At 71.5% G+C, this 22,952-nt stretch carries 26 protein-coding genes and 1 pseudogene; 19 read left to right on the forward strand and 8 right to left on the reverse strand.

The features are described 5' to 3' along the window. The first annotated feature begins 3 nt into the window (after positions 1-3). Positions 4-663: an endonuclease NucS gene (nucS, locus tag M8542_RS03335; RefSeq protein ID WP_014467679.1), complete on the forward strand. Its 660-nt coding sequence runs from the start codon at positions 4-6 to the stop codon at positions 661-663. 1 nt (position 664) lies between these two features. After that, the gene (locus tag M8542_RS03340) at positions 665-859 is read left to right on the forward strand and encodes a DUF1653 domain-containing protein (RefSeq protein ID WP_257918463.1); all 195 of its coding nucleotides are present in this window, start codon (positions 665-667) and stop codon (positions 857-859) included. Here the strand turns inward: M8542_RS03340 and M8542_RS03345 are convergent. Continuing rightward, the gene (locus tag M8542_RS03345; RefSeq protein WP_257918464.1) at positions 849-1,679 is read right to left on the reverse strand and encodes an NmrA family NAD(P)-binding protein; all 831 of its coding nucleotides are present in this window, start codon (positions 1,677-1,679) and stop codon (positions 849-851) included. The two genes, M8542_RS03340 and M8542_RS03345, sit on opposite strands and share 11 nt — an antisense overlap. A gap of 406 nt (positions 1,680-2,085) precedes the next feature. Between M8542_RS03345 and M8542_RS03350 the strand changes: the two genes are divergently transcribed. The 8 genes from M8542_RS03350 to M8542_RS03385 all read left to right on the forward strand — a co-directional run bounded on the left by M8542_RS03350 (position 2,086) and on the right by M8542_RS03385 (position 10,350). After that, on the forward strand, positions 2,086-2,862 hold the full coding sequence (locus M8542_RS03350; RefSeq protein WP_257918465.1) for a hypothetical protein: 777 nt from the start codon (positions 2,086-2,088) through the stop codon (positions 2,860-2,862). A 188-nt stretch (positions 2,863-3,050) separates the two neighbouring features. After that, positions 3,051-4,748 carry a sodium:solute symporter family protein gene (locus tag M8542_RS03355; RefSeq protein ID WP_257918466.1) on the forward strand — a complete coding sequence of 566 codons (1,698 nt, stop codon included), beginning with the start codon at positions 3,051-3,053 and terminating at the stop codon, positions 4,746-4,748. 10 nt (positions 4,749-4,758) lie between these two features. Beyond that, positions 4,759-5,043: a hypothetical protein gene (locus M8542_RS03360; RefSeq protein ID WP_257918467.1), complete on the forward strand. Its 285-nt coding sequence runs from the start codon at positions 4,759-4,761 to the stop codon at positions 5,041-5,043. 47 nt (positions 5,044-5,090) lie between these two features. Beyond that, complete coding sequence (locus M8542_RS03365; protein ID WP_257918468.1) at positions 5,091-6,098, forward strand: DUF3558 domain-containing protein; 1,008 nt, start codon at positions 5,091-5,093, stop codon at positions 6,096-6,098. 67 nt (positions 6,099-6,165) lie between these two features. After that, positions 6,166-7,167, forward strand: a complete 1,002-nt coding sequence (gene dhaK / locus M8542_RS03370; protein ID WP_257918469.1) for a dihydroxyacetone kinase subunit DhaK — start codon at positions 6,166-6,168, stop codon at positions 7,165-7,167. Next, positions 7,167-7,796 carry a dihydroxyacetone kinase subunit DhaL gene (dhaL, locus tag M8542_RS03375; protein WP_257918470.1) on the forward strand — a complete coding sequence of 210 codons (630 nt, stop codon included), beginning with the start codon at positions 7,167-7,169 and terminating at the stop codon, positions 7,794-7,796. Before dhaK ends, dhaL begins: the two co-directional genes overlap by 1 nt. Continuing rightward, complete coding sequence (dhaM, locus tag M8542_RS03380; RefSeq protein ID WP_257918471.1) at positions 7,793-8,464, forward strand: dihydroxyacetone kinase phosphoryl donor subunit DhaM; 672 nt, start codon at positions 7,793-7,795, stop codon at positions 8,462-8,464. Before dhaL ends, dhaM begins: the two co-directional genes overlap by 4 nt. A gap of 119 nt (positions 8,465-8,583) precedes the next feature. Further along, the gene (locus M8542_RS03385) at positions 8,584-10,350 is read left to right on the forward strand and encodes a 3-hydroxyacyl-CoA dehydrogenase family protein (RefSeq protein ID WP_257918472.1); all 1,767 of its coding nucleotides are present in this window, start codon (positions 8,584-8,586) and stop codon (positions 10,348-10,350) included. On the opposite strand, the gene tsaA is transcribed toward M8542_RS03385, so the two are convergent. The 3 genes from tsaA to M8542_RS03400 are packed head-to-tail and all read right to left on the reverse strand — an operon-like array spanning position 10,351 to position 12,019. Next, the gene (gene tsaA / locus M8542_RS03390; RefSeq protein WP_257918473.1) at positions 10,351-10,761 is read right to left on the reverse strand and encodes a tRNA (N6-threonylcarbamoyladenosine(37)-N6)-methyltransferase TrmO; all 411 of its coding nucleotides are present in this window, start codon (positions 10,759-10,761) and stop codon (positions 10,351-10,353) included. It abuts the gene before it with no gap. Continuing rightward, positions 10,758-11,183 carry a nucleoside deaminase gene (locus M8542_RS03395; protein WP_257918474.1) on the reverse strand — a complete coding sequence of 142 codons (426 nt, stop codon included), beginning with the start codon at positions 11,181-11,183 and terminating at the stop codon, positions 10,758-10,760. The genes tsaA and M8542_RS03395 overlap by 4 nt, the downstream gene beginning before the upstream one ends. After that, positions 11,180-12,019 (reverse strand): LLM class flavin-dependent oxidoreductase, encoded by an 840-nt coding sequence (locus tag M8542_RS03400; RefSeq protein WP_257918475.1) that lies wholly within the window; start codon positions 12,017-12,019, stop codon positions 11,180-11,182. Before M8542_RS03400 ends, M8542_RS03395 begins: the two co-directional genes overlap by 4 nt. A gap of 93 nt (positions 12,020-12,112) precedes the next feature. Between M8542_RS03400 and M8542_RS03405 the strand changes: the two genes are divergently transcribed. Together M8542_RS03405 and M8542_RS03410 are read left to right on the forward strand one after the other, a co-directional pair. Continuing rightward, positions 12,113-12,577, forward strand: a complete 465-nt coding sequence (locus M8542_RS03405) for an Lrp/AsnC family transcriptional regulator (protein ID WP_257918476.1) — start codon at positions 12,113-12,115, stop codon at positions 12,575-12,577. Beyond that, complete coding sequence (locus M8542_RS03410; RefSeq protein ID WP_257918477.1) at positions 12,561-13,091, forward strand: P-loop NTPase family protein; 531 nt, start codon at positions 12,561-12,563, stop codon at positions 13,089-13,091. The genes M8542_RS03405 and M8542_RS03410 overlap by 17 nt, the downstream gene beginning before the upstream one ends. On the opposite strand, the gene M8542_RS03415 is transcribed toward M8542_RS03410, so the two are convergent. Beyond that, complete coding sequence (locus tag M8542_RS03415; RefSeq protein WP_257918478.1) at positions 13,088-13,561, reverse strand: Lrp/AsnC family transcriptional regulator; 474 nt, start codon at positions 13,559-13,561, stop codon at positions 13,088-13,090. The genes M8542_RS03410 and M8542_RS03415 overlap by 4 nt on opposite strands. Before the next feature lie 58 nt (positions 13,562-13,619). On the opposite strand from M8542_RS03415, the gene M8542_RS03420 reads away from it, so the two are divergent. Next, complete coding sequence (locus tag M8542_RS03420; RefSeq protein WP_257918479.1) at positions 13,620-14,738, forward strand: trans-sulfuration enzyme family protein; 1,119 nt, start codon at positions 13,620-13,622, stop codon at positions 14,736-14,738. Here M8542_RS03420 and M8542_RS03425 read toward each other — a convergent pair. After that, positions 14,735-14,947, reverse strand: a complete 213-nt coding sequence (locus M8542_RS03425) for an FmdB family zinc ribbon protein (protein ID WP_257918480.1) — start codon at positions 14,945-14,947, stop codon at positions 14,735-14,737. The genes M8542_RS03420 and M8542_RS03425 overlap by 4 nt on opposite strands. 45 nt (positions 14,948-14,992) lie before the next feature. Between M8542_RS03425 and M8542_RS03430 the strand changes: the two genes are divergently transcribed. Further along, positions 14,993-16,117 carry an alkaline phosphatase family protein gene (locus M8542_RS03430; protein ID WP_257918481.1) on the forward strand — a complete coding sequence of 375 codons (1,125 nt, stop codon included), beginning with the start codon at positions 14,993-14,995 and terminating at the stop codon, positions 16,115-16,117. Between the two features lie 365 nt (positions 16,118-16,482). Continuing rightward, a pseudogene (locus M8542_RS03435) lies at positions 16,483-16,787 on the forward strand (Rv1322 family protein). Here the strand turns inward: M8542_RS03435 and M8542_RS03440 are convergent. Further along, entirely contained in the window at positions 16,788-17,330 is a 543-nt protein-coding gene (locus tag M8542_RS03440; RefSeq protein ID WP_257918482.1) for a GNAT family N-acetyltransferase, read from the reverse strand. Here M8542_RS03440 and M8542_RS03445 point away from each other — a divergent pair. Continuing rightward, entirely contained in the window at positions 17,329-18,090 is a 762-nt protein-coding gene (locus M8542_RS03445) for an alpha/beta fold hydrolase (RefSeq protein WP_257918483.1), read from the forward strand. The two genes, M8542_RS03440 and M8542_RS03445, sit on opposite strands and share 2 nt — an antisense overlap. Here M8542_RS03445 and M8542_RS03450 read toward each other — a convergent pair. Next, positions 18,078-18,890 (reverse strand): phosphotransferase, encoded by an 813-nt coding sequence (locus M8542_RS03450; RefSeq protein ID WP_257918484.1) that lies wholly within the window; start codon positions 18,888-18,890, stop codon positions 18,078-18,080. The two genes, M8542_RS03445 and M8542_RS03450, sit on opposite strands and share 13 nt — an antisense overlap. A gap of 134 nt (positions 18,891-19,024) precedes the next feature. Here M8542_RS03450 and ctaD point away from each other — a divergent pair, with 134 nt between their 5' ends. The 3 genes from ctaD (at position 19,025) to M8542_RS03465 (ending at position 22,937) form a co-directional block, all read left to right on the forward strand. Beyond that, positions 19,025-20,815: an aa3-type cytochrome oxidase subunit I gene (ctaD, locus tag M8542_RS03455; protein WP_257918485.1), complete on the forward strand. Its 1,791-nt coding sequence runs from the start codon at positions 19,025-19,027 to the stop codon at positions 20,813-20,815. Between the two features lie 116 nt (positions 20,816-20,931). Then, positions 20,932-22,161 carry a phosphoserine phosphatase SerB gene (gene serB, locus M8542_RS03460; protein WP_257918486.1) on the forward strand — a complete coding sequence of 410 codons (1,230 nt, stop codon included), beginning with the start codon at positions 20,932-20,934 and terminating at the stop codon, positions 22,159-22,161. After that, positions 22,158-22,937 (forward strand): peptidyl-tRNA hydrolase, encoded by a 780-nt coding sequence (locus tag M8542_RS03465; protein WP_257918487.1) that lies wholly within the window; start codon positions 22,158-22,160, stop codon positions 22,935-22,937. The genes serB and M8542_RS03465 overlap by 4 nt, the downstream gene beginning before the upstream one ends. Positions 22,938-22,952 lie beyond the last annotated feature (15 nt).

The following is a 22,952-nucleotide window of genomic DNA, read 5'->3' on the forward strand; positions in this document are numbered from 1 at the left end:
CGGGTGCGTCTCGTGATCGCGCGGTGCCAGGTCGACTACGCCGGCCGGCTCACCGCCCACCTGCCGATGGCCACCCGCCTGCTGCTCGTCAAGTCCGACGGCTCGGTGTCGGTGCACTCCGACGACCGCGCGTACAAGCCGTTGAACTGGATGAGCCCGCCCTGCTGGCTGATCGAGGACGGCAAGCTCTGGATCGTCGAGAACAAGCAGGGCGAGAAGCTGGTGATCTCCATCGAGGAGGTCTTCCACGACTACTCGCAGGCGCTGGGCGCGGAGCCGGGCCTGCAGAAGGACGGCGTCGAGGCGCACCTGCAGGAGCTGCTGGCGGAGCACATCAAGACCCTCGGCGACGGCTACACGCTGGTCCGCCGCGAGTTCCCGACGGCGATCGGCCCGGTGGACATCATGGCCCGCGACGCCGACGGCAAGTCGGTGGCGGTGGAGATCAAGCGCCGCGGCGAGATCGACGGCGTCGAGCAGCTGACGCGGTACCTGGAGCTGCTGAACCGCGACCCGCTGCTGGCGCCGGTGCAGGGTGTGTTCGCGGCGCAGATCATCAAGCCGCAGGCCCGGACGCTGGCCGAGGACCGCGGGATTCGCTGCCTGACGCTGGACTACGACGAGCTGCGCGGCATCGAGTCCGACGAGTTCCGGCTGTTCTGACGTGGAGCCCGGCCGGTACGTCCACTACAAGGGCGGCGAGTACGAGGTGCTGGGCGTGGCCCGGCACAGCGAAACCGAGGAAGAGCTCGTGGTGTACCGCGCGCTGTACGGCGCCCGGGGGCTGTGGGTGCGTCCGCTCGCGATGTTCGCCGAGAAGGTCGGCGGGGTGCCCCGCTTCCGGCGCGTCACGGACTGAAGACCGCCCGGTTCGCGCGGACGAACTCCTCGAACGTGGTGGCCGGGCGGCCGGTGAGCTCGCCGACCACCGGCGTGACCCGCTCCGCGCCGCCGTGGCGGTAGGCGCGGGCGACCTCGATCAGCGCGTCCGCCTGGAACTCCGGCAGGCCGCGCGCGAGCATCGCCGCGCGGGCTTCTTCGTCCGGCGGTCCGAGGTAGCGGACCGGCTTGCCGAGCACCGCCGAGAACCGGTCGGCGGCCTCGGCATAGGTGAGGGCTTCGGGACCGGTGATGTCGTAGACCCGGCCGTCGTGGCCGTCGGTGGTCAGGACGCGGGCCGCGACGCGGGCGATGTCGCCGGTGTCGGCGAAGCTGATGGGGGCTTCGATCCGCGGCAGCGAGAAGACGCCTTCGGTGCGGATCGTGGGCTGCCGGAGGAAGTTCTGCAGGTAGAAGTTCGGGCGCAGCAACGTCCAGCGCAGGCCGGACGCGGCCAGCGCCTCCTCGGCCGGCCGGTGCAGCCGCGCGATCGGGGTCAGGCCCTCGTCGGCCCGCCAGACCGACAGCTTGACCACGCGCACCCCGGCCGCGCGGGCGGCCGCGACCGCGCTGAGCTCCAGCGCCGTCTGCGCGGGGTTCGTCGGCGCCAGCAGGAACATCGCGTCGACGCCCTCGAGCGCGGCGGGGAAGCCCGCCGGGTCGGCGAGGTCCAGGACCACCGCGCCGTCACCCGCCCGGGCGGGGTCGCGGTACGCGGGCCGCGCGGGTGCGCCGAGTGCACGCAGCTCGGCGAGCAGGGCCGAGCCGACGGTGCCGCTCGCGCCGGTCACCAGGATCATCCAGCCTCCTCCGGTCGTCGGGCCGGAGTCTGCCAGGTACCACCGACAGAAACCGGCCGCGGCGGGCGCCGAGCCGGCCGATACCGAATCGATGCCGGATTTCCGTATCTCATTCCCCGCTGATTCCTCCGCAAGGAAATCGTTGACCCGATACGTCGTCGCGCAGTGATCGGATCCTTTCTGACCTGCCGTTATGCGCTGTTCGGGTGAGTTCGGGATCTCGGTGGGCGCAGTCGTGGCACACTTATTCCGAGGGGTTCCGCCGGTGCTTCCGGTGTGGCCGGAGGGTGGTGCGCTCGGCCGTCTTTCTTCGTCGTGCCAACGTTTTCAGTCCGCCTTCGAGCTCGGTGTGCGTGTGCCAGCCGGCCGGTGTGCGCGCTTTTTCGCCTGCACGAAGGAGGATCTCATGCGTTATCGCCCACTCGGTTCCGATCCGGCGGACCCGCGGCTCGGCCGGTTCATTCCCGACGACTGGCGGCATGTCGAAAGATATCCGCTGAGCGCGCTGGCCGACGAAGACCGGCCCACCCGGGCGCCCGTGGTCATCGGGGTCAACTGGTACTCCGCCTTCGACACCCCGGAGCAGGACGAGACCTCCGGCGAGTTCTTCATCGCCAAGGGCGGCGTCGCCCAGCTCGGGCGGATCCGCGGCGGGCACTGCGTCTGCCTCGAGCCGGGTGGCACCCCGGACACCGACGCCTGGTACGCCTTCTACGACCAGGGCCGCGAAGGCGCCTGCGTCGGCTTCGGCTGGTCGCGGTGCATGTCGATCTTCAACGGCAGTGAGTACACCGCCCGCTGGCTGTGGGACACGGCCAAGAAGCGCGACGAGTGGCCCGAGACCAACCCCGGCGACGACAACGGCACGTCGGTACGCGCTGCCGCGGAGGTGCTCAAGGAGTCCGGGCACGTCGTGTGGGACGAGGCGCACAAGGACGACGACTGGCAGGCCCGCGAGAAGTACGTGCCCGAGGCCAAGCAGGGCATCAAGGCGTTCCGCTGGGCGAAGTCGGTCGAAGACGTGCACGCCGTGCTCGCCAACCCGCGGGCCGACGAGCTCGGCGCCGTGCCGCTGCTCAACTCGTGGGGCCCGGGCTTCCCGCACCGCACGTACCTGCCCGACGCGGTGCTCGCGAAGCTGATCGAAGAAGAAGGCGAGATCGCGGTGCCGACCGACCGGTGATCCACTCCCGCTCCCGCGGCGTGTGACAGAGGGCGCGTTTCCCCAGCTCAAGGGCCGGGGAGACGCGCCTTCTGACCACTTTGGACAGGTCAGCGTGCCGACCCTGAATCCATGCAGTACTGTCCGGATCCGACAGGACAGTGGTGATTCCTGTGGGTTGTTGTCCAGTTTGAAAAGAGGTGGGTCGGGTGCTCGTCCTAGCCGATGCGAACCTGCGACTCGACGCGAGCGCGATCGACTACATCGAGTTGGCGTTCTACTTCGTGCTCGTACTCGGCATCGGGTACCTGGCACGACGTCAGGTGTCCAGCAGTCTCGACTTCTTCCTGTCGGGCCGCTCGCTGCCCGCCTGGGTCACCGGCCTGGCGTTCATCTCGGCGAACCTCGGCGCGGTCGAAGTCATGGGCATGTCGGCCAACGGCGCCCAGTACGGCCTGCCGACGTTCCACTACTTCTGGATCGGTGCCATCCCGGCGATGCTGTTCCTCGGCATCGTGATGATGCCGTTCTACTACGGCTCCAAGGTCCGCAGCGTCCCCGAGTTCATGCGGCGGCGCTTCGGCAAGCCGGCCCACCTCGTCAACGGCATCAGCTTCGCCGCCGCTCAGATCCTGATCGCGGGCGCGAACCTGTTCCTGCTGGCCAGCGTGGTCAACCTGCTGCTGGGCTGGCCGATCTGGGTGTCGATCATCATCGCCGCGGTGATCGTGCTCTCCTACACCGCGCTCGGCGGCCTCTCCGCCGCGATCTACAACGAGGTCCTGCAGTTCTTCGTGATCGTGATCGCGCTGGTGCCGCTGACGATCATCGGCCTGGTGAAGGTCGGCGGCTGGGAAGGCCTGGTCGACAAGGTCACCAACAGCCCGGGCGGCACCGCGCAGCTGCACTCGTGGCCCGGTGACAACCTGACCGGCTTCGGCAACAACCTCCTGTCGATTCTCGGCATCGTGTTCGGTCTGGGCTTCGTGCTGTCGTTCGGCTACTGGACGACGAACTTCGTCGAGGTCCAGCGCGCGATGGCGTCGAAGAGCATGTCCGCCGCGCGGCGCACCCCGATCATCGGCGCGTTCCCGAAGATGCTGATCCCGTTCATCGTGATCATCCCCGGCATGATCGCCGCGGTCAGCGTGCACGAGTACGTGCAGGACAAGCAGGTCCTGCTCGACGGCGGCACGGCGGAAAGCGGCGTCACCTTCAACAACGCGCTCCTGCTGCTGATGCGCGACCTGCTCCCGAACGGCATGCTCGGCATCGCGATCGCCGGTCTGCTGGCGTCCTTCATGGCCGGCATGGCGGCGAACCTGAGCTCGTTCAACACCGTCTTCACCTACGACATCTGGCAGACGTACGTGAAGAAGGACAAGCCGGACGGCTACTACCTGCGCCTCGGGCGCGTGGTGACCTCGGTCGGCACGGTGCTCGCCATCGGCACCGCGTTCATCGCGTCGAACTCCGGCAACATCCTGAACTACCTGCAGGACCTGTTCTCGTTCTTCAACGCGCCGCTGTTCGCGACGTTCATCCTGGGCATGTTCTGGAAGCGGATGACCCCGCAGGCCGGCTGGAGCGGCCTGGTGCTGGGCACCGCGTCCGCGATCACCGTCTGGGGCCTGTCGCAGGCCGGGGTGCTCGGCCTCGAAGGCCAGGGCACGAGCTTCGTCGCCGCGGGCACCGCGTTCGTCGTCGACATCCTGGTGAGCGTCCTGGTGTCGCTGGCGACCAAGCCGAAGCCGGACGAAGAGCTGGTGGGGCTGGTCTACTCGCTGACGCCGAAGGAGTCGCGCAAGCACGACGACACCGGCGAGAACGCGGGCTGGTACCGCAAGCCGGGCCTGCTCGCGGGCATCGTGCTCATCCTGACCATCGCCCTCAACGCCATCTTCTAGGAGGTCCGTCATGGCTACCGAGTCCGGCGCGCGGCCGCGGAAGGCGGGCGCTTTCGACATCCGGCTGATCATCGCCCTGCTCATCGGCGTCTACGGCGTCATCCTGACCGTCATGGGCGCCGCCTTCACCTCCGACGAGGAGATCAAGAAGGCCGCGGACGTCAACATCAACCTGTGGGCCGGCATCGGCATGCTGGTCGTGGCCGCGTTGTTCATCATCTGGGCGAAGGCGCGGCCGCTGGTCGTGCCGGCCGAGCCCGAGAGCGACGACACAGCCGCGGCCGCGGCCGAATAGCCGGGTTGTCCGGACAGCGGAGCGCGGGTGCGGCTACCGTGCTCCGCGTGCTCCTTGATGTTCGGCGACGCCGTCTCCCGAAGCTGTTCCTGCTGGTCACCGCCCTCGCGCTGCCGCTGACCGCGTGCGGGCAGGACCTCGGCCGGTCCAACTTCGCGCGCACGACGGTGCCCGCCGCGGCCGGCACCGGCCAGGTCTCCGACGGCCCGATCACCGACGCCGCCGTGGCGGCGAACGTGCTGCGCACGGTCAAGCCGTGCCCGTTCCTGAGCAAGGAAGCCCTCGGCGCGCTGGGCATCGGGACCGCCGAGGACGACCCGTCGCCGTCGTCGATCTCCTTCGGCAAGTGCTCGAACAAGGCGAAGGACCCCGGGGGCAAGGAGATCCGGTTCGACTTCGAGCTCGGCGACACGCTGCTGCCGAACGCCGAGAAGACGACCGGGCAGGTCGGCGGGCTGCCGCTGCGCGTGGACAAGACCGACGACACCGACTGCACGGTCGCGGCGATGACGTCGCTGAACCCCGACAGCGCCCTGACACTGACGGTCGCCTACGCCGGTGACCCCTGCCGGGCCGGGCAGACCCTGATGGACGCCATCGTGCAGAAGCTGCACAGCTCCCCGGAGAAGTACTCGACGCCGCCGGGCACGGTGCTCGTCGCGGACCCGTGCGCGATGGCCGACTCCGCGACGGTCGCCCAGGCGGCGCCGTCGCCGAAGGCCGCGCCGTCCGGCCTGCATTCGTGCGACTGGACGGGTGACCGCGGGCGGAACCCGACCGTGACGGTCGAGTTCCTGCCGGGCCTGCCCCCGATCGTCGGCGACGGATACTCCAAGGTGGACCTCGGCGGCGGCGTCACCGGGTTCCAGAAGAAGGGGACCGGGAGCGCGTCGGAGTGCCAGGTCGAGTGGCAGCACCGGCCGTGGCAGGGCGACGACGTCGAGCTGGCCCAAGTGGACTACCGGAACACCAGCGGGAACCCGGACGCCGACGACCCGTGCGGCAAGGCCGTCACCGTCGCGAAGAACGTGGTCACGAAGCTGCCGAAAGCCTGACCTGGCGCCCGCCCGCGCGGCGAGGTAGGAAGGTGACACCCCACCCGCCGATGTGCCGGAGGCTGCCGTGAAGAAGATCATCAACGATCCGGCGAACGTGGTCGCGGAGTCGCTGCGGGGCCTGGCCGCCGCGCACGCCGACATCCTCCGCGTCCAGACCGATCCCGACGTCGTGGTCCGCGCCGACGCGCCGGTCGCGGGGAAGGTCGCCGTCATCTCCGGCGGCGGGTCCGGGCACGAGCCGCTGCACGGCGGGTTCGTCGGCCGGGGGATGCTCGCGGCCGCCGTGCCGGGTGCCGTGTTCACCTCGCCGACGCCCGACGCCGTGCAGGCCGCGGTCACCGCGACCACCGGTGAAGCGGGCGCCCTGCTCATCGTGAAGAACTACACCGGGGACGTGCTCAACTTCGAGACGGCCGCCGAGCTGGCCGCCGCCGAGGGCCTCGAGGTGCGCAGCGTCGTGATCGACGACGACGTCGCGGTCAAGGACTCGACCTACACCGCGGGCCGCCGCGGGGTCGGCGGCACCGTCCTGCTGGAGAAGATCACCGGCGCCGCCGCCGAGCGCGGCGACTCGCTCGACGCCGTGACCGCGCTGGCGGAGAAGGTGATCGGGCAGGTGCGCTCGATCGGCGTCGCGCTGACCGCGCCGACGGTGCCGCACGCCGGCACCCCGAGCTTCGACCTCGGCGACGGCGAGATCGAGTTCGGCATCGGCATCCACGGCGAGCCCGGCCGCGAGCGGATCCCGCTCGAGCCGGCCGACGCGCTGGTGGCGCGCCTGGTCGAGGCCGTCGCCTCGGACCTGCCGTTCGAGAGCGGCGACCGCGTGCTGCTGTTCACCAACTCGATGGGCGCCACCCCGCTCGTCGAGCTGTACCTGGCCCACGGCATCGCTGAGCGCTTGCTCGCCGAGCGTGGGATCGTGGTCGAACGCCGGCTGGTCGGGCCCTACATCACCAGCCTCGAGATGCAGGGGATGAGTCTGACGTTGCTCAAACTGGACGACGAGCTGACCGAGCTCTGGGACGCACCGGTCAACACCGCGGCCCTGCGGTGGGGGCTCTGATGACCTGCAAGTCCGACGGGGTCGCGGCCGCCGTGCGCGCCGCGGCGGCCGTGGTCGCCGAGCACCGCGCCGAGCTGGTCGACCTCGACCGCGCGATCGGTGACGGTGACCACGGCGAGAACCTCAACCGCGGGTTCACCGCCGTCGTCGCCGCGCTCGACACCGCGGTTCCGGACACCCCCGGCGGGGTGCTGAAGCTCGTCGCGACGACGTTGATCTCCAAGGTCGGCGGGGCGGCGGGCCCGTTGTACGGCACGGCTTTCCTGCGTGCCTCGGCCAAGCTCGGCACCGCAGCCGATCTCGACGTCCCGGCGCTGCTGGACGCGCTGCGCGCCGGGCTCGAAGGCGTCCAGGCCCGCGGCAAGGCCGTGGGCGGCGACGCGACCATGGTCGACGCCCTGATCCCCGCGGTCTCGGCCGCGGAGAAGGCGGCCGAGGACGGCGGCGACGTCGCCGCGGTGCTGACCGCGGCGGCCGACGCGGCCGACCGCGGCGCGGAGTCCACAGTGGACCTGGTGCCGCGCAAGGGCCGCGCGTCCTACCTGGGCGAGCGCGCGGTCGGGCACATGGACCCCGGTGCGCGGTCGTCGGCGCTGCTGCTGCGCGCGTTCGCGGAGGCCGCCCGGTGAGCGTCGGCATCGTGCTCGTTTCGCACAGCTCGAAGCTCGCGGAAGGCCTGGCCGAGCTGGCCGCCCAGATGGCGCCGGACGTCACCATCGTGGCGGCCGGCGGCCTCTCCGACGGGTCGATCGGCACGGACTACGACGAGGTCGTCGCGGCCACCCAGCGCGCGGACTCCGGCGCCGGCGTCGTGCTGCTCTACGACCTCGGCAGCGCGCAGATGACCGCCGAGCTGGCCGTCGAGTCGCTGGCCGACCCGTCGGCGGCGGTGGTCGCGGACGGGCCGCTGGTGGAGGGCGCGATCGCGGCGGCGGTCGCGGCCCAGGCGGGGCAGGACCGCAAGGCCGTGGCGGAGGCCGCCGCGGCGGCCGGGCTGCCCGAGGACCTCGAGCCGGCGGAGGCGACCGCCGGGGGCGACGAGGTCGAACTGGTGCTGCACAACGAAGTCGGGCTGCACGCGCGGCCGGCCGCGGTGCTGGTGCGCGCGCTGAGCGCGTTCGACGCCGAAGTCAGCGTGCGGCTCGGCGACCAGGAGGCGGACGGGCACAGCGTGCTGGCCCTCATGTCGCTGGGCGCCCGCCAGGGTGACCGGATCCGCGTGCGGGCGCGCGGGCCGCAGGCGTCCGCCGCGCTGGACAAGGCGAAAGAGCTGGTGGACGGCAATTTCGGCGAGTGAACCGGGGTCGCCGACCGGGTGACTTGCGCGGTACTGACTCGATTCCGTCTGGGCTTCCGGCGGTTCCGTGTGGCAGAGTCGTGGCCAATTACCAGCGAGTAACATCTCTGGAGGCCTCGATGGCGCGGGACATCTCGACGGTCGGTGTGGTCGGCCTGGGCACGATGGGGGCCGGGATCGCCGAAGTGCTCGCGCGCAGCGGGCTCGACGTCGTCACGGTCGAGCTCGACGAGGCGGGGGTCGCCCGGGGCCGGGGGCACCTGGAGCACTCGACCGAGCGCGCGCTGGCGGGCGGAAAGCTGGACGCGCCGGGGCGTGACGCCCTGCTGGGCCGGATCCGGTACGGCACCTCGCTTTCCGATCTGTCCGATGTGGACCTGGTGATCGAGGCGATCCCGGAAAGCCTGGGGCTGAAGGCCGACGTCTTCACCGAGCTGGACAAGATCACCCGGCCCGAGGTCGTGTTCGCGTCGAACACGTCGTCGCTGTCGATCACCGAGATCGGCGTGCACACCACGCGGCCCGGCAAGGTCGTCGGCATGCACTTCTTCAACCCGGCGCCGGTGCAGAAGCTCGTCGAGATCGTGAAGACGGTGGTGACCGAGCCGGAGGTGGTCACCGAGGTGGTCGCGTTCGCCGAGCGGCTGGGCAAGGTGCCGGTGGTGATCGGCGACCGCGCCGGGTTCATCGCGAACGCGCTGCTGTTCGGGTACCTCAACCACGCGGTGCGGATGTACGAGCAGCGCTACGCCACGCGCGAGGACCTCGACGCCGCGATGCGCTACGGCTGCGGCTACCCGATGGGCCCGCTCGCGCTGCTCGACCTGATCGGGCTCGACACCGCGTACGAAATCCTCGACACGATGTACCACCAGTCGCGCAACCGCCTGCACGCGCCGGCGCCGCTGCTCAAGCAGATGATCACGGCCGGGCTGCTCGGCCGCAAGACCGGCCGCGGCTTCTACACCTACGACGGCCCGGACTCGCCGAACGTCGTCGCCGCCGACGTCGCGTCCACTGTGGACGCATCGGGCGCGCGGCCGGTTGCCCGCGTCGGCGTGGTCGGCACGGGCACGATGGCCACCGGCATCGCGGAGGTGTTCGCGAAGCGGGGTCTCGACGTCGTGCTGCGCGCCCGGAGCCTGGAGAAGGCGCAGGCGTCGGTGGCTCGCGTCAAGAAGTCGTTCGACAAGGCCGTGGTCAAGGGCAAACTGTCCGAAGAGGACGCCGCCGCGGCGCTGGCGCGGATCACCCCGGTGACCGACTTCGAAGCGCTGGCCGACGTCGACCTGGTCGTCGAAGCGGTGGCCGAGGAGCTGTCGGTGAAGCAGGCGGTGTTCGCGGCGCTGGACGAGGTGGTCCGCCCGGGCGCGGTGCTGGCGACGACGACGTCTTCGCTGCCGGTGATCGAATGCGCGGCGGCGACGTCCCGGCCGTCCGACGTGATCGGGTTGCACTTCTTCAACCCGGCGCCGGTGATGAAGCTGGTCGAGGTGGTCTCGACGATCGCGACGGCCCCGGACGTGGTGGCCACCGCGAGCGCGGTCTGCGCCGCGGTCGGCAAGCACGCTGTCCACTGTGGAGACCGCGCGGGCTTCATCGTCAACGCGCTGCTGTTCCCGTACCTGAACGACGCGGTGAAGATGCTGGAGGCCCACTACGCGGGCGCGGACGACATCGACACCGCGATGAAGGTGGGCTGCGGCCTGCCGATGGGCCCGTTCGCGCTGCTGGACGTCGTCGGCCTGGACGTGTCGCTGGCCATCCAGCGGACGCTGTACAACGAATTCCGCGAGGAGGGCTTCGCGCCGGCGCCGCTGCTGGAGCACCTGGTGACGGCGGGCCGGCTGGGGCGGAAGACCGGCAAGGGGTTCAAGGACTACTGATCAGCGGTCGCGCACCGCACCGAGGACGGGCTTGACGTCCAGGATCGGCGTGCCGTCGATCGCCTCCAGACCGGTCACCGTCAGGGTGCCGTCCGCGACCGCCGTCACCGTGACCGTGTGGAGGCCGATCGGGTTCGGGCGGTCCGGCGAGCGCGTCGAGAACACCCCGGTGCTGGGGCGGTCCGGGTCGCCGCGCGGGTGCACCGCCTGGACTTCGCGGTCGGCTTCGTGCAACCAGGTCAGCAGGACCAGGCGATCGCCCGGGCGGAGGTCGGCCGCCGCCGCTCGGTACTCCGGGGCGAACACCACGCGAGCCGGGGGCGCGCCCTCGTCGCCCTGCTTCGGCGCCGTGCCGCGGTCGGTCAGCGGCGACACCACGCGGGCGACGGGACGCACCTCGTAGCTCGTCACTGGTAGTAGCCCTCGACCGGGACGCGGGCCTCGTCGAACAGTGCCGGGCCGTCCTGCTCGTAGCCCCAGGTGACCGGCGGGCGCAGGGTGAGGAACTGCTCGGACGAGAGCGCGTACACGACCCGGCCCAGCCCGGAGCGTTCGATCGCGCCGGTGCACATCCCGCACGGCTGGGTGCTGGTGAACATCGTGGTCGCCGCCGCGGTCTCCGGAGTCAGGTGCTGTGCTGCCCAGCGGGCCAGCTTGAGCTCCGGGTGCGCCGTGATGTCGTTGTCGGTCAACGACGTGTTGCGGTCCTCGGCGAGGACGTTGCCGTCGGCGTCGGCCAGCAACGAGCCGAACGGCGGGTTGCCGTGCTCCTCGCGGGCCTCGCGGGCCAGCTCGATCGCGCGGCGCAGCAGGGCTTCTTCGGTGTCCTTCACCGGATCTCCTTCCAGGACGCGGCCACCGCCGCGAGGTCCCGCCACGCCACCTCCGGGTGGAGGGTTTCGGCCGGGTCCGAGTCGAACGGGTCGAGCACGACGGTCTCCGCGCCCATCGCCCGCAGCCGGGCCAGGTCGTCGAGGACCTGGTCGAGCGTGCCTTCACCGGCCCGGCGCGCCGGCCCGGTCACCGGGGCTTCGGTCACCCGCAGGAGGATCCGCGGCGCGAACGACGGCACCGGCCGGTCGCCGGCGAGCTTTTCCAGGCGGGTCAGGCCTTCCCGGAAGCCGTCGAGGGTGAGCCGGAGCGGGTGCCACGCGTCGCCGAGCTCCAGGGCCCGCCTCAGCCCGGCGTCGCTGTGGCCGCCGAGCCACAGGGGGATCGGGCCCGCGCGGTAGTCGTCCTGGTCGGCCCAGGCCGCGCGGATCGTGCGGAGGTGCTCGGTGGTGAGCTTGCCGCGCTTCTCGAACGGCACGCCCAGTGCGTCGAACTCCTGCTTGGCCCAGCCGATGCCGGCGCCGAGCACCAGCCGGCCGCCGCTCAGCGCGTTCAGGTTCGCCGCCATCCGCGCCACCAGCAGGGGATGCCGGTACGGCACCACCAGCACGGTGGTGCCCAGCCGCACCCGCTCGGTGACGCCGGCCAGCCACGAGAGCGTCGTGAACGGCTCGTAGAACGGCGCCGGGTACTGACCGGCGACGTCCGGCGTGATCGCGACGTGGTCGGACACCATCAGCAGGTCGAAGCCGAGGCCCTCCACCGTCCGCGCCCACGCGCGCAGCACGCCCGGGTCGGTGCCGGGGCCGAAGTTGGGGACGTTCACGCCGATCTTCACCGGGCAAGGCTATCGAGGCCGCAGCCCTGATCGGAAGGGAACGATCACGGCGTTCGACGGCTTGGGCCGTGGATCTCGCGGTAGATTCGCCTCATGACCGAGAGTCTCGATCAGACGGACTGGGCCATCCTGGTGGAGCTCCAGCGCGACGCCCGGCTGCCGCTCACCGAGCTCGGCCGCCGCGTGAACCTCAGCGCCTCCGCCGCGACCGAACGGCTCCGCCGGCTCGAGGCGGCGGGCGTGATCACCGGCTACCGCGCCGACGTCGACCTCGGCAAGGTCGGCTACCCGGTGCTCGCCGTCGTCCGGCTCAAGTACCCGGGCAGCCGGCACGAGCCGCTGCACAAGCTGCTCGCCGACCGCCTCGAGATCCTCGAATGCCTGCGCACCACCGGAGACGACTGCTACACGCTCAAGATCGCGGCCGCGTCCATGGCACACCTCGAGCACACGATGGACGAGCTGGCCCAGTTCGGCAGCACGACCACCAACGTCGTCTACAGCCAGACCCTGCCCTACCGGGGCCCGCGGGAGCCCGCCGGTGACCTCGGTGCCTGACCGCGTCCTCGTCTACGGCGTGACCGGCTCGGGCAAGTCGACGCTCGCCGCCCGGATCGCCGAGCGCACGGGCCTGCCCTACGTCTCGGCCGACGACCTCACCTGGCTGCCGGGCTGGGTCGCGGTGCCGGACGAGGAGCAGGCCCGCCGGATCGCCGAAGTGTGCGCCGGGGAGCGGTGGGTCCTCGACGCCGCGTACAGCAGGTGGAAGGACATCGTGCTGCCCCGCGCGGAGCTCATCGTGGGGCTCGACTACCCGCGCTGGCTTTCGCTCGGCCGGCTGGTGCGCCGGACCGCCCTGCGCTCGCTGACCCGGGAGCGGATCTGCAACGGCAACGTCGAGTCGTTCCGCCAGATGTTCTCCGCGGACTCGATCATCCGGTGGCACTTCGCGTCCTTCGCGCGGAAGCGGGCGCGGATCCGGGAGTGGGCCGCCTCGCCGCCGGGGCCCGCGGTCGTCCGGCTGACGTCGGCGCGGGAGACCCGCCGCTGGCTCGCGACGTTGGGAGGCTAGCCCGGCGGCAGCAGCGGGCCGCCGCTCCAGTGCTGGAACACCAGGTTCGTGTGCACCCGGGCGACCTCGTCGCGTGCCGTCAGCTCGTCGAGGACCAGGCGCTGCAGTTCGCCGGCGGAGCTGGTCGCCACGTGCGCGAGGAAGTCGTCCGGCCCGGTCAGGTGGTAGACCGCGCGCACCTCCGGCAGGGACAGCAGGTGCTCGACGAACGGGTCGACCAGCGGCCGCCGGTGCGGGCGGACCTGGACGAACAGGAACGCCTCCAGCGGCCGCCCGAGCTTCGCCGCGTCGACCGAGGCGTGCTGCCCGGTGATCACGCCGGTTTCGCGCAGCCGCGCCACCCGGTCCAGGCACGTCGACGGCGCGATGCCGATCGCGGCCGCGAGGTCCTTGTTGGTGACCCGGGCATCGTTCTGCAGCAGGCGCAGAATCTTGAGGTCCACCGGACTGAGTTCGACGGAATCGGCCATCGGCGAATGATATCCGAGACTGTTGCCCCGCATCCGGTGAAAGCTCGACGATGCCGTCATGACTTCCTCGCTGCGCACCCGAGCTGTCCACGCCGGCCGTGACGATCTCACGGACCTCGGCGTGCACGCGGCTCCGCTCGACCTGTCCACGACCTACCCGTCACGCGACAGCGCCGCCGAAGCCGCCCGGATCGACGAGTTCGCCGCCGGGGGCGAGCTCGACGGCCCGCCGATCTACGGCCGGGTGGGCAACCCCACCGTGGAACGCTTCGAGCGGGCGCTCGCCGAGCTCGAGGGCTTCGAGCACGGCGTCGCGTTCGCCAGTGGCATGGCCGCCGTGTCGGCCTGCCTGCTTTCCGCGGTGGCGCAGGGGAAGCGGCATGTCGTCGCCGTGCGCCCGCTGTACGGCTGCAGTGACCACCTGCTCGAGTCCGGGCTGCTCGGCACCGAGGTCACCTGGGCCGCGCCGGACGCGGTCGCCGCCGCGATCCGGCCGGACACGGGCCTGGTGTTCGTCGAGACGCCGGCCAACCCGACGCTCGCCGAGGCCGACATCGCCTCGCTGGCGGCGGCCTGCGGCGAGGTGCCGCTGTTGGTGGACAACACGTTCGCCACGCCGGTGCTCCAGCGCCCGGGCCGCCACGGCGCGCGGATCGTGCTGCACAGCGCGACGAAGTTCCTCGGCGGCCACGGCGACGTGATGGGCGGGATCGTCGCCTGCGACGCGCCGGAAGCCGCGCGGCTGCGCCAGATCCGCTTCGCCACCGGCGGCGTGCTGCACCCGCTCGCCGGATACCTGTTGCTGCGCGGGCTTTCCACGCTGCCGCTGCGGGTGAACGCCGCTTCGGCGACCGCGGCGACGCTGGCCGCGCGCCTCGCCGAGCACCCGGCTGTGACCGCCGTGCACTACCCGCGCGTCGGCGGGCCGCTGGTGGCGTTCGAGGTCGACGGCGACCCGCACGCCTTGATCGGCGCCGTCCGGCTGATCACGCCGGCCGTCAGCCTCGGCAGCGTCGACACGCTGATCCAGCACCCGGGTTCGATCAGCCACCGGATCGTCGACGCGGACGACCGCCGCGACGCCGGCGTGTCCGACCAGCTGATCCGGTTGTCGGCCGGCCTCGAGGACGTCGAGGACCTGTGGGCCGACCTGGAGCAGGCGCTGAAAGCGGTTTAGCCGCAGCAGCCGCCACCACAGCAGCCACCGCCGCCGCCCGCCGGGACCGCGGGACCGCTCGCGGCCCCGGTGAGGGCGACCGTGGTCAGCAGCTTGACGGTGTCGGTGTGGCCGTCCGGGCAGGCCGCCGGCGCGCTCGATTCGCTCATCGGGCGCAGGAGCTCGAAGGTCTCGGTGCACTCGCGGCAGCGGTAGGCGTAGGTCGGCATGCCGCGATTATCGCCATTGCGCGGGGTGGATGGGAAGGTGGGCAGGTGCAGCCGCCTTCACTCGCCGACGTCGCGCACCTCGGCCAGGTCGTCCCGTCCCTGCTCGCCGCACTGGGGGTGCCCGGCTTCGCGAACACCCTGGCGCTGCCGGAGGCGCGCAGTGCCGCGGTGCTGCTCGTCGACGGGCTCGGCTGGGAGCTGCTCGCCGAGCACGCCGCGGACGCCCCGGTGCTGACCGAGCTCGCCCGGGAGTCGCTGCGCGTGGGCTTCCCGTCGACGACGGCGGCCGGCGTGGCCGCGATCGGCACCGGGCTCGCCTCCGGTGAGCACGGGATGGTCGGCTACACCTTCGAAGTTCCGGGCACGGGCGTGCTCAACGCGTTGCGCTGGTGCAGCCACGACGACGGCGCCGACCTCCGCGGCGCCCTGCCGCCCCGCGAGGTCCAGCCGCTGCCGACGACGTTCGAGCGAGCCGCCGCGGCGGGCGTCGACGCCGTGGTGGTGTCTTCGGCCAAGTTCCGCGACACGGCCCTGACCTCGGCCACCCAGGGTGGTGCGCGGTACGCCGGTGTGCACGCGCTGGGCGACCTCGCCGCGCGGACGTTGTCGGTGCTCGACGGGCGCGCGTTCTGCTACGCCTACCACAGTGAACTCGACCTGCTCGGGCACGTCTACGGCCCCGGCACCCCGGCGTGGCGGATGCAGCTGCGCCAGGTGGACCGGCTCGTCGAGTCCCTTGTGGACGGTCTGCCGCCGGGCGCGCTGCTCGCCGTGGTGGCCGACCACGGGATGGTGACCGTCGAGGACAAGCTCGACCTCGAGGACGTCCCCGAGCTGCTGTCCGGGGTCCGGGCGTTCGGGGGAGAGGTGCGCGCCCGGCACGTCTACGCCGAGCCGGGCGCGGCCGCGGACGTCCTCGCGGCCTGGCGGGCGGTGCTGGGCGAGCGGGCCTGGGTGCGGTCGCGGGAGGAAGCCGTCGCCGAGGGCTGGTTCGGGCCCACGGTGAGCGACCGGGTGCGCCCGCGGATCGGCGACGTCGTCGCGGCGGCCCGCGGGCGGTTCGGGATGGTGCGGGGGCTCGCCGAGGCCATCGAGACGTCGCTGGTCGGGCAGCACGGGTCGCTGACCACCGCCGAGCAGCTGGTCCCGCTGGCCCTAGCGCAGGGGTAGGTGCCGGTCGCGGGTCGCGCGGGCCCGGCCCCGGCGGGCATCACGTGTGTCTGGAGGGGCATCACACGTGATTGGAGGGGCATCGCGTGTGATCGGGGAGGCATCACGCGTGATTGGCGGGTCGACTCGCGTGCCCGGACGGTCGGCTTGCGTGCCTGGAGGTTCGGTTCGCGTGCCCGGACGGTCGGCTTGCGTGCCTGGAGGTTCGGTTCGCGTGCCCGGACGGTCGGCTTGCGTGCCTGGAGGTTCGGTTCGCGTGCCCGGACGGTCGACTCGCGTGCCCGGACGGTCGGTTCGCGTGCCTGGGCGGTCGGGTTGCGTGCCTGGCGGGTCGGCTTGGGTGGGTGGGCAGATACCGTTCGGGGGTGCCTCGACGTAATCGTCCCGGCCGGCGGGAGGCCGGTGGGCCGGCCGACCGTGCGCTCGGCGCCGCCACCGGGTGGGCCCGCGCCGAGGCCGGGGCCGACGGGGACTGGCTCGTGCGGACCGTGCCCGGGTCGCAGGCCACCAAGACCTACCGCTGCCCGGCTGCGACCACGAGATCCGGCCGGGCACGCCGCACCTGGTCGTCTGGCCCGCCGACGAGACCGGGTCCGTCGCCGACCGGCGGCACTGGCACCGGGCCTGCTGGGAAGCCCGCGCCCGCCGGCGGCCGCAGCGCCGCCGCTGATCAGCGCCGGTAGTGCCGGGACAGCGCGCCCTCGTACACCTCCTCCGTGTAGTCGGTGAAGCCGAGCCGCTCCGCCACCCGCAGCGACGGCTTGTTGTCGACGCTCACGCTCGCCAGCACCGGCACGGACGGCAGCTCGCGAGCGCACCACTCGAGGACCGCCAGGCCGGCCTCGACCGCGTAGCCCTTGCCCCACGCCGACGGCCGGAACCGGTAGCCGAGGTTGAGCACCTTCTCGCCGTGGAACTCCCGCACCCGCACGCCGCACATGCCGAGCACTTCGGCGGCGCCGCCGCGCTCGGTCACCGCCGGGTAGCCGAAGCCGTGCTCGGCCCAGTGCGCCAGCCAGTCCGAGAACATCGCCGACGCGCGCGGGACGTCGGGCGGGTCCGGGTGGAAGCGGTTGGTGCGGGGATCGGTGTGGATGTCGACCATCGCCTGCCGGTCCGCCTCGTGGAGCGGGCGCAGCAGCAGCCGGTCGGTTTCGATGTCGGTGAACACGGAGGCGAAGCTAGCGCGGGGGTCCGACAAAATGGCCCGCATGACCGAACTGCCGCTGGTCCTCCTCCACGCCTTTCCCCTGGACGCCCGCATGTGGAACGCGGTGCGCGAGCCCCTCGCTTCACACCTTCGGGTGATCACACCGGACCAGCGCGGGCTCGGTCGCTCGCCGCTGCCGGAGTCCGGCCGCGAGCCGAGCCTCGAAGACGCCGCGCGGGACGTCCTCGCCCTGCTCGACCGCCTGGAGCTCGACCGGGTCGTGCTCGGCGGCTGCTCGATGGGCGGCTACCTGGCGATGGCCGTGCTGCGGCTGGCGCCCGAGCGGGTCGGCGGGCTCGTGCTCATCGACACCAAGGCGACCCCCGACACCCCCGAAGCCGCGCAGAGCCGGCTGGACGTCGCCAAGCGCGTCGACGACGAAGGCATCCAGGGCTGGCTGGCCGAGGCCAACCTGCCGAACCTGCTGGCCGGGTCGACCCGTGAGCAGCGCCCGGACATCGTCGAAACCGTCCGGGAGATCATCGAGTCGCAGCCGCCCGAGGGGATCTCCTGGACGGCTCTCGCGCTGCGCACGCGCCCTGATTCACTCGAGCTGCTTCGCGACGCGAAGGTCCCGACGCTGGTCGTCGTCGGCGAAGAGGACCCGATCACGCCGGTGACGGCAGCGAGCGAGATGGTCGAAGCCGTGGCCGGCGCGACGCTCGTGGTGCTCCCCGGGGTCGGCCACCTGACCCCGCTGGAGGACCCGGCGGGCGTGGTCGAGGCGATCCTGTCCTGGTACCCCGCCACTCACGAGAAGTAGGCGGCGAGCGCCGAGCGGGCGCCGTCGAGGCGGTCCGGGAACCTGATCGCGATGACGTGGTGCCACACGACCGAGTACAGCTCCCTCAGTCGCGTACACACGCGAAGGGCGTCTTCGTCCACGGAAGCCGGGTACGCGGCCAGGTACTCGGGACCACCTTGGCGGGCGAGGATCCCGATGTCCCAGGTCAGCGGACCCCGCCAGGTGTCCTCGAAGTCGAGCCAGCACGGGCCCTCGGGCGTGGCGATCAGGTTCCCCGGGTGCGCGTCGCCGTGCAGCGGCTGTACGGCGACGTCCGGCAGCAGCGCGCCGAGGCGGTCCGCCTCGGCGCGCAACCGGGGGTCGAGGTCGTGCCGGTCGAAGATGCGCGCCAGGTCGTCGAGCGGGCCGCGCCGGGGCAGCTCGCCGGGGAACTCCCGCAGTGCCGCGTGCACCCCCGCGAGCGAGCGCGCGACGACGTCCGGTGCGTACCGGTGGTCCGGATCGTGCGGCGTCCAGTTCCAGAGCGTGACCGGGAGACCCTCGGCGAAATGCGGTCCGGCCGGGGGATCCGTGGCCGGTGTAACGACGCGCACACCACGTTCCGTGAGGAACCGGGAGACCGCCAGGTCCCGTTCCTGCCAGGCCGGACCGGGGCGTGCCAGGCGGGTGGTACCGGGCACCCTGGCGACCAGCGGACCCAGCCTCACCAGCACGTTCGAGCGTTCGTGCAGCACCGCGGGCGCCCGGGTGGGCAGGCCCAGCCGGGCGGTCACGGCCAGTGCCGCGCGGACCGCGGTCCGCGTGTATTCGTCGGCCACGGCCCGATCTTGCCAGCCGGTGCGCGCGACTGTCGGTGACGAGGGCTACGATCCTCCATGACCGCTGAACCGGGCTCCGCCCACCTCGGCGGCCGGACGATGACCACCACGAGGTTTCAGTGTTGGAGGCAGGAGTGACGGCCGTAGCCCCCAAGCCGATCGCGACGCGCCCGTACCCCGCGCACGAGTCGGTCAAGGGTTCGTACCTGCTGCGGTTGTTCCGCACCACGGACCACAAGCAGATCGGGATCATGTACCTGGTCACGTCGTTCGCCTTCTTCATGGCGGGCGGCGCGATGGCCATGCTGATCCGCACCGAGCTGGCGCGGCCCGGGCAGCAGTTCCTTTCCCAGGAGCAGTACAACCAGCTGTTCACCATGCACGGCACGGTGATGCTGCTGCTGTACGCGACGCCGATCCTCTTCGGCTTCGCGAACTTCGTGCTCCCGCTGCAGATCGGCTCGCCGGACGTCGCGTTCCCGCGGCTGAACGCGTTCTCGTACTGGCTGTACCTCTTCGGTGGCCTGATCGTGCTCTCGGGCTTCCTGACCCCGGGTGGCGCCGCCGACTTCGGCTGGTTCGCCTACACCCCGCTGTCGGACGCGATCCACTCGCCGGGCGTCGGCGCGGACCTGTGGATCTCCGGCCTGGTGGTCTCGGGTCTCGGCACCATCCTCGGCGCGGTCAACATGGTCACCACCGTGGTCTGCCTGCGCGCGCCCGGCATGACGATGTTCCGGATGCCGATCTTCACCTGGAACATCCTGGTGACGTCGATCCTGATCCTGCTCGCCTTCCCGATCCTGACCGCGGCCCTGATGGGCCTGCTGGCGGACCGGCACCTCGGGGCGCACGTGTTCGACCCCGAAAACGGCGGCGTGATCCTCTGGCAGCACCTCTTCTGGTTCTTCGGCCATCCCGAGGTCTACATCGTCGCGCTACCGTTCTTCGGGATCGTGTCGGAGATCTTCCCGGTCTTCAGCCGCAAGCCGATGTTCGGCTACAAGAGCCTGGTCTTCGCGACGCTGGCCATCGCGGCGCTGTCGGTCGCGGTGTGGGCGCACCACATGTACGCCACCGGCGCCGTGCTGCTGCCGTTCTTCTCCTTCATGACGTTCCTGATCGCGGTCCCGACCGGCGTGAAGTTCTTCAACTGGATCGGCACGATGTGGAAGGGCCAGCTGTCCTTCGAGACGCCGATGATCTTCTCGATGGGCTTCATCGTCACGTTCCTCTTCGGCGGCCTGACCGGCATCATGCTGGCCGCGCCGGCGATCGACTTCCACGTGTCGGACAGCTACTTCGTCGTCGCGCACTTCCACTACGTGCTCTACGGCACGATCGTGTTCGCCACCTTCGCCGGCATCTACTTCTGGTTCCCGAAGATCACCGGCCGGATGATGGACGAGAAGCTCGGCAAGTGGCACTTCTGGACCACGTTCATCGGCTTCCACGGCACGTTCCTCGTCCAGCACTGGCTGGGCGCGGAGGGCATGCCGCGGCGGTACGCGGACTACCTGACCAGTGACGGCTTCACGACGCTGAACACGATCTCCACGATCGGCGCGTACATCCTCGGCGCCTCGACGCTGCCGTTCATCTGGAACGTCTTCAAGAGCTACCGGTACGGCGAGATCGTCTCGGTCGACGACCCGTGGGGTTACGGCAACTCGCTCGAGTGGGCGACGTCCTGCCCGCCGCCGCGGCACAACTTCACCGAGCTGCCCCGGATCCGCTCCGAGCGGCCCGCGTTCGAGCTGCACTACCCGCACATGATCGAGCGCATCCACAGCGAGGGCGAGATCGGCTTCTTCGGCAAGCAGAAGGAGCTCAGCCACGCGGCGCCGTCGCAGGTGCTCACCGAAGCGGTGATCCCGGGAGACCACTCCAGGGACAACGCGAGCGAGCAGGGCGACGACAAGTAGGAACCTGATCGAGTGAGCGCGTGCCCGGCTTTTGTGAAGCCGGGCACGCGCTCTACTTATGTCCGCGTCCGGACCGGCAGACTGATCGTGCAGCGTTGCCGAACGAGGGATGACCAGTGACCCAGACCCCCGTCCTGATCACGACGACCGGCCCTGACAAGCCGGGTGTCTCGTCCGTGCTGTTCGCCGTGCTGACCCGCCACGACGTCGACGTGCTCGACGTCGAGCAGGTCGTCATCCGCGGGCAGCTCGTGCTCGGTGTGCTCGCCGGGGTGTACCGCGATCCCGAGGGCCTGCAGGAGTCGGTCGAGCAGGCGATGGCGTCCGTCGGCATGCAGGTCGACGTCAAGATCGGCGCGGCGATCGGCGACGACCCGTTCGCGCTGGGCCGCCGCGACTCCTCGCACGTGCTGGTCATCCTGGGCCGCCCGGTCACCGCGCGCGGCTTCTCGGAGGTCGCGCGCCGGCTCGCGTCGCTCGGGGTCAACATCGACGCGATCCGCAGCGTCGCCGACTACCCGGTCACCGGGCTGGAGCTGTACGTCTCGGTCGAGCGGGACACGCCCGAAGCCGACACCGCACTGCGCTCCGAGCTGGCCGACGCCGCCGTCGAGGCGGGGGTCGACATCGCCGTCGAGCGGGCCGGGATCACGCGCCGGGCGAAGCGGCTGGTCGTCTTCGACGTCGACTCGACGCTCATCCAGGGCGAGGTCATCGAGATGCTGGGTGCGCACGCCGGCGTCGAACCGGAGATCCGCGAGATCACCGAGGCCGCCATGCGGGGGGAGCTCAACTTCGCGGAGTCGCTCGAACGCCGGGTCGCGCTGCTGGAAGGGCTGCCCGCCACGGCGATCGACGAGGTCGCCGCGTCGATCGAGCTGACGCCGGGCGCCCGCACGACGATCCGCACGCTCAAGCGGATGGGCTTCAAGACCGGGGTGGTCTCCGGCGGGTTCACCCAGGTCATCGGCAGCCTGGTGGAGGAGCTCGGGCTCGACTTCGCGGCGGCGAACGAGCTGGAGATCGTGGACGGCAAGCTCACCGGGAAGGTGATCGGCGAGGTCGTCGACCGCGCGGGTAAAGCGAAGGTGCTTCGCCGCGTCGCCACGGAGTACGACATCCCGCTCGAGCAGTGCGTCGCGGTCGGGGACGGCGCCAACGACATCGACATGCTCTCCGCGGCCGGCATGGGCGTCGCGTTCAACGCCAAGCCCGCGCTGCGCGAGGTGGCCGACACCGCGCTGTCGCACCCGTACCTCGACGCCGTGCTGTTCGTGCTCGGCCTGACCCGCGGCGAGGTCGAGGCGGCCGACGCGGCCGACGGCCTCGAGCTGATGCGTCCGTGAGCAGCGTTCTCGACCCCCTGGGCGCCCGCTACGCCTACTGGCTGGGCCTCCCGGCCGAAGACACGTCGGACACCTCGGACGAGCTTCCGGAGGAAGTCCGGGCGATGCCGGTCATCCTGCGCATCGAACGGGCCGAGCCGCCGGGCCGCACGCCGCTGCTGGAGGCGGCGGCGACCGCGGCGCTGGCGGTCTGCCTCGACGAGCGCGCCGAGCCCGGCGGCGAGTGGGCCGAGCCGATGCACGCGTGGCTCGACAACCGGATCCGCAAGGTCGCGCGGCGGGCGCGGGGCACGCACTGGGCCGCCGTCCAGGACCTGCCGGGAATCACCGTGGAGGTCGAGGGTGCGCAGGCACGTGCCCTCGTGCCCGGTCTGGTCGTCGAGACGCCCAAAGAGGTCTCGCGGCTGCAGATCTCGGGCAGCGAGCTGCCGCCCGACGAGCCGGGCCCGGTGCCCGGCGGGGTGCCGCTGCTGCTGCTCAACCCGCACGTGCCGATGACCGTCGGCAAGGCCGCCGCGCAGGTCGGCCACGCCACGATGATCCTCGCCGCGCTGCTGGGCGACGCCGAGCGGACCGAGTGGGCCGCCAACGGCTACCGGACGGCCGTGCGCACCCCGAGCGTCGCGCGGTGGAAGGAACTGCATCCGGGCGACGATCCCGAAGGGGCGTGGCGGCGCGACCGCGTCGTCGCCGTGCGGGACGCCGGGTTCACCGAAGTCGACCCGGGCACGCTCACCGTGCTCGCGCAGTGGGAGCCGGAACAAGGGGCTTCCTGAGCCGGTTGGAGCGGG

Source organism: Amycolatopsis iheyensis, assembly GCF_024703995.1.
GTDB classification, from domain to species: Bacteria; Actinomycetota; Actinomycetes; order Mycobacteriales; family Pseudonocardiaceae; genus Amycolatopsis; species Amycolatopsis iheyensis.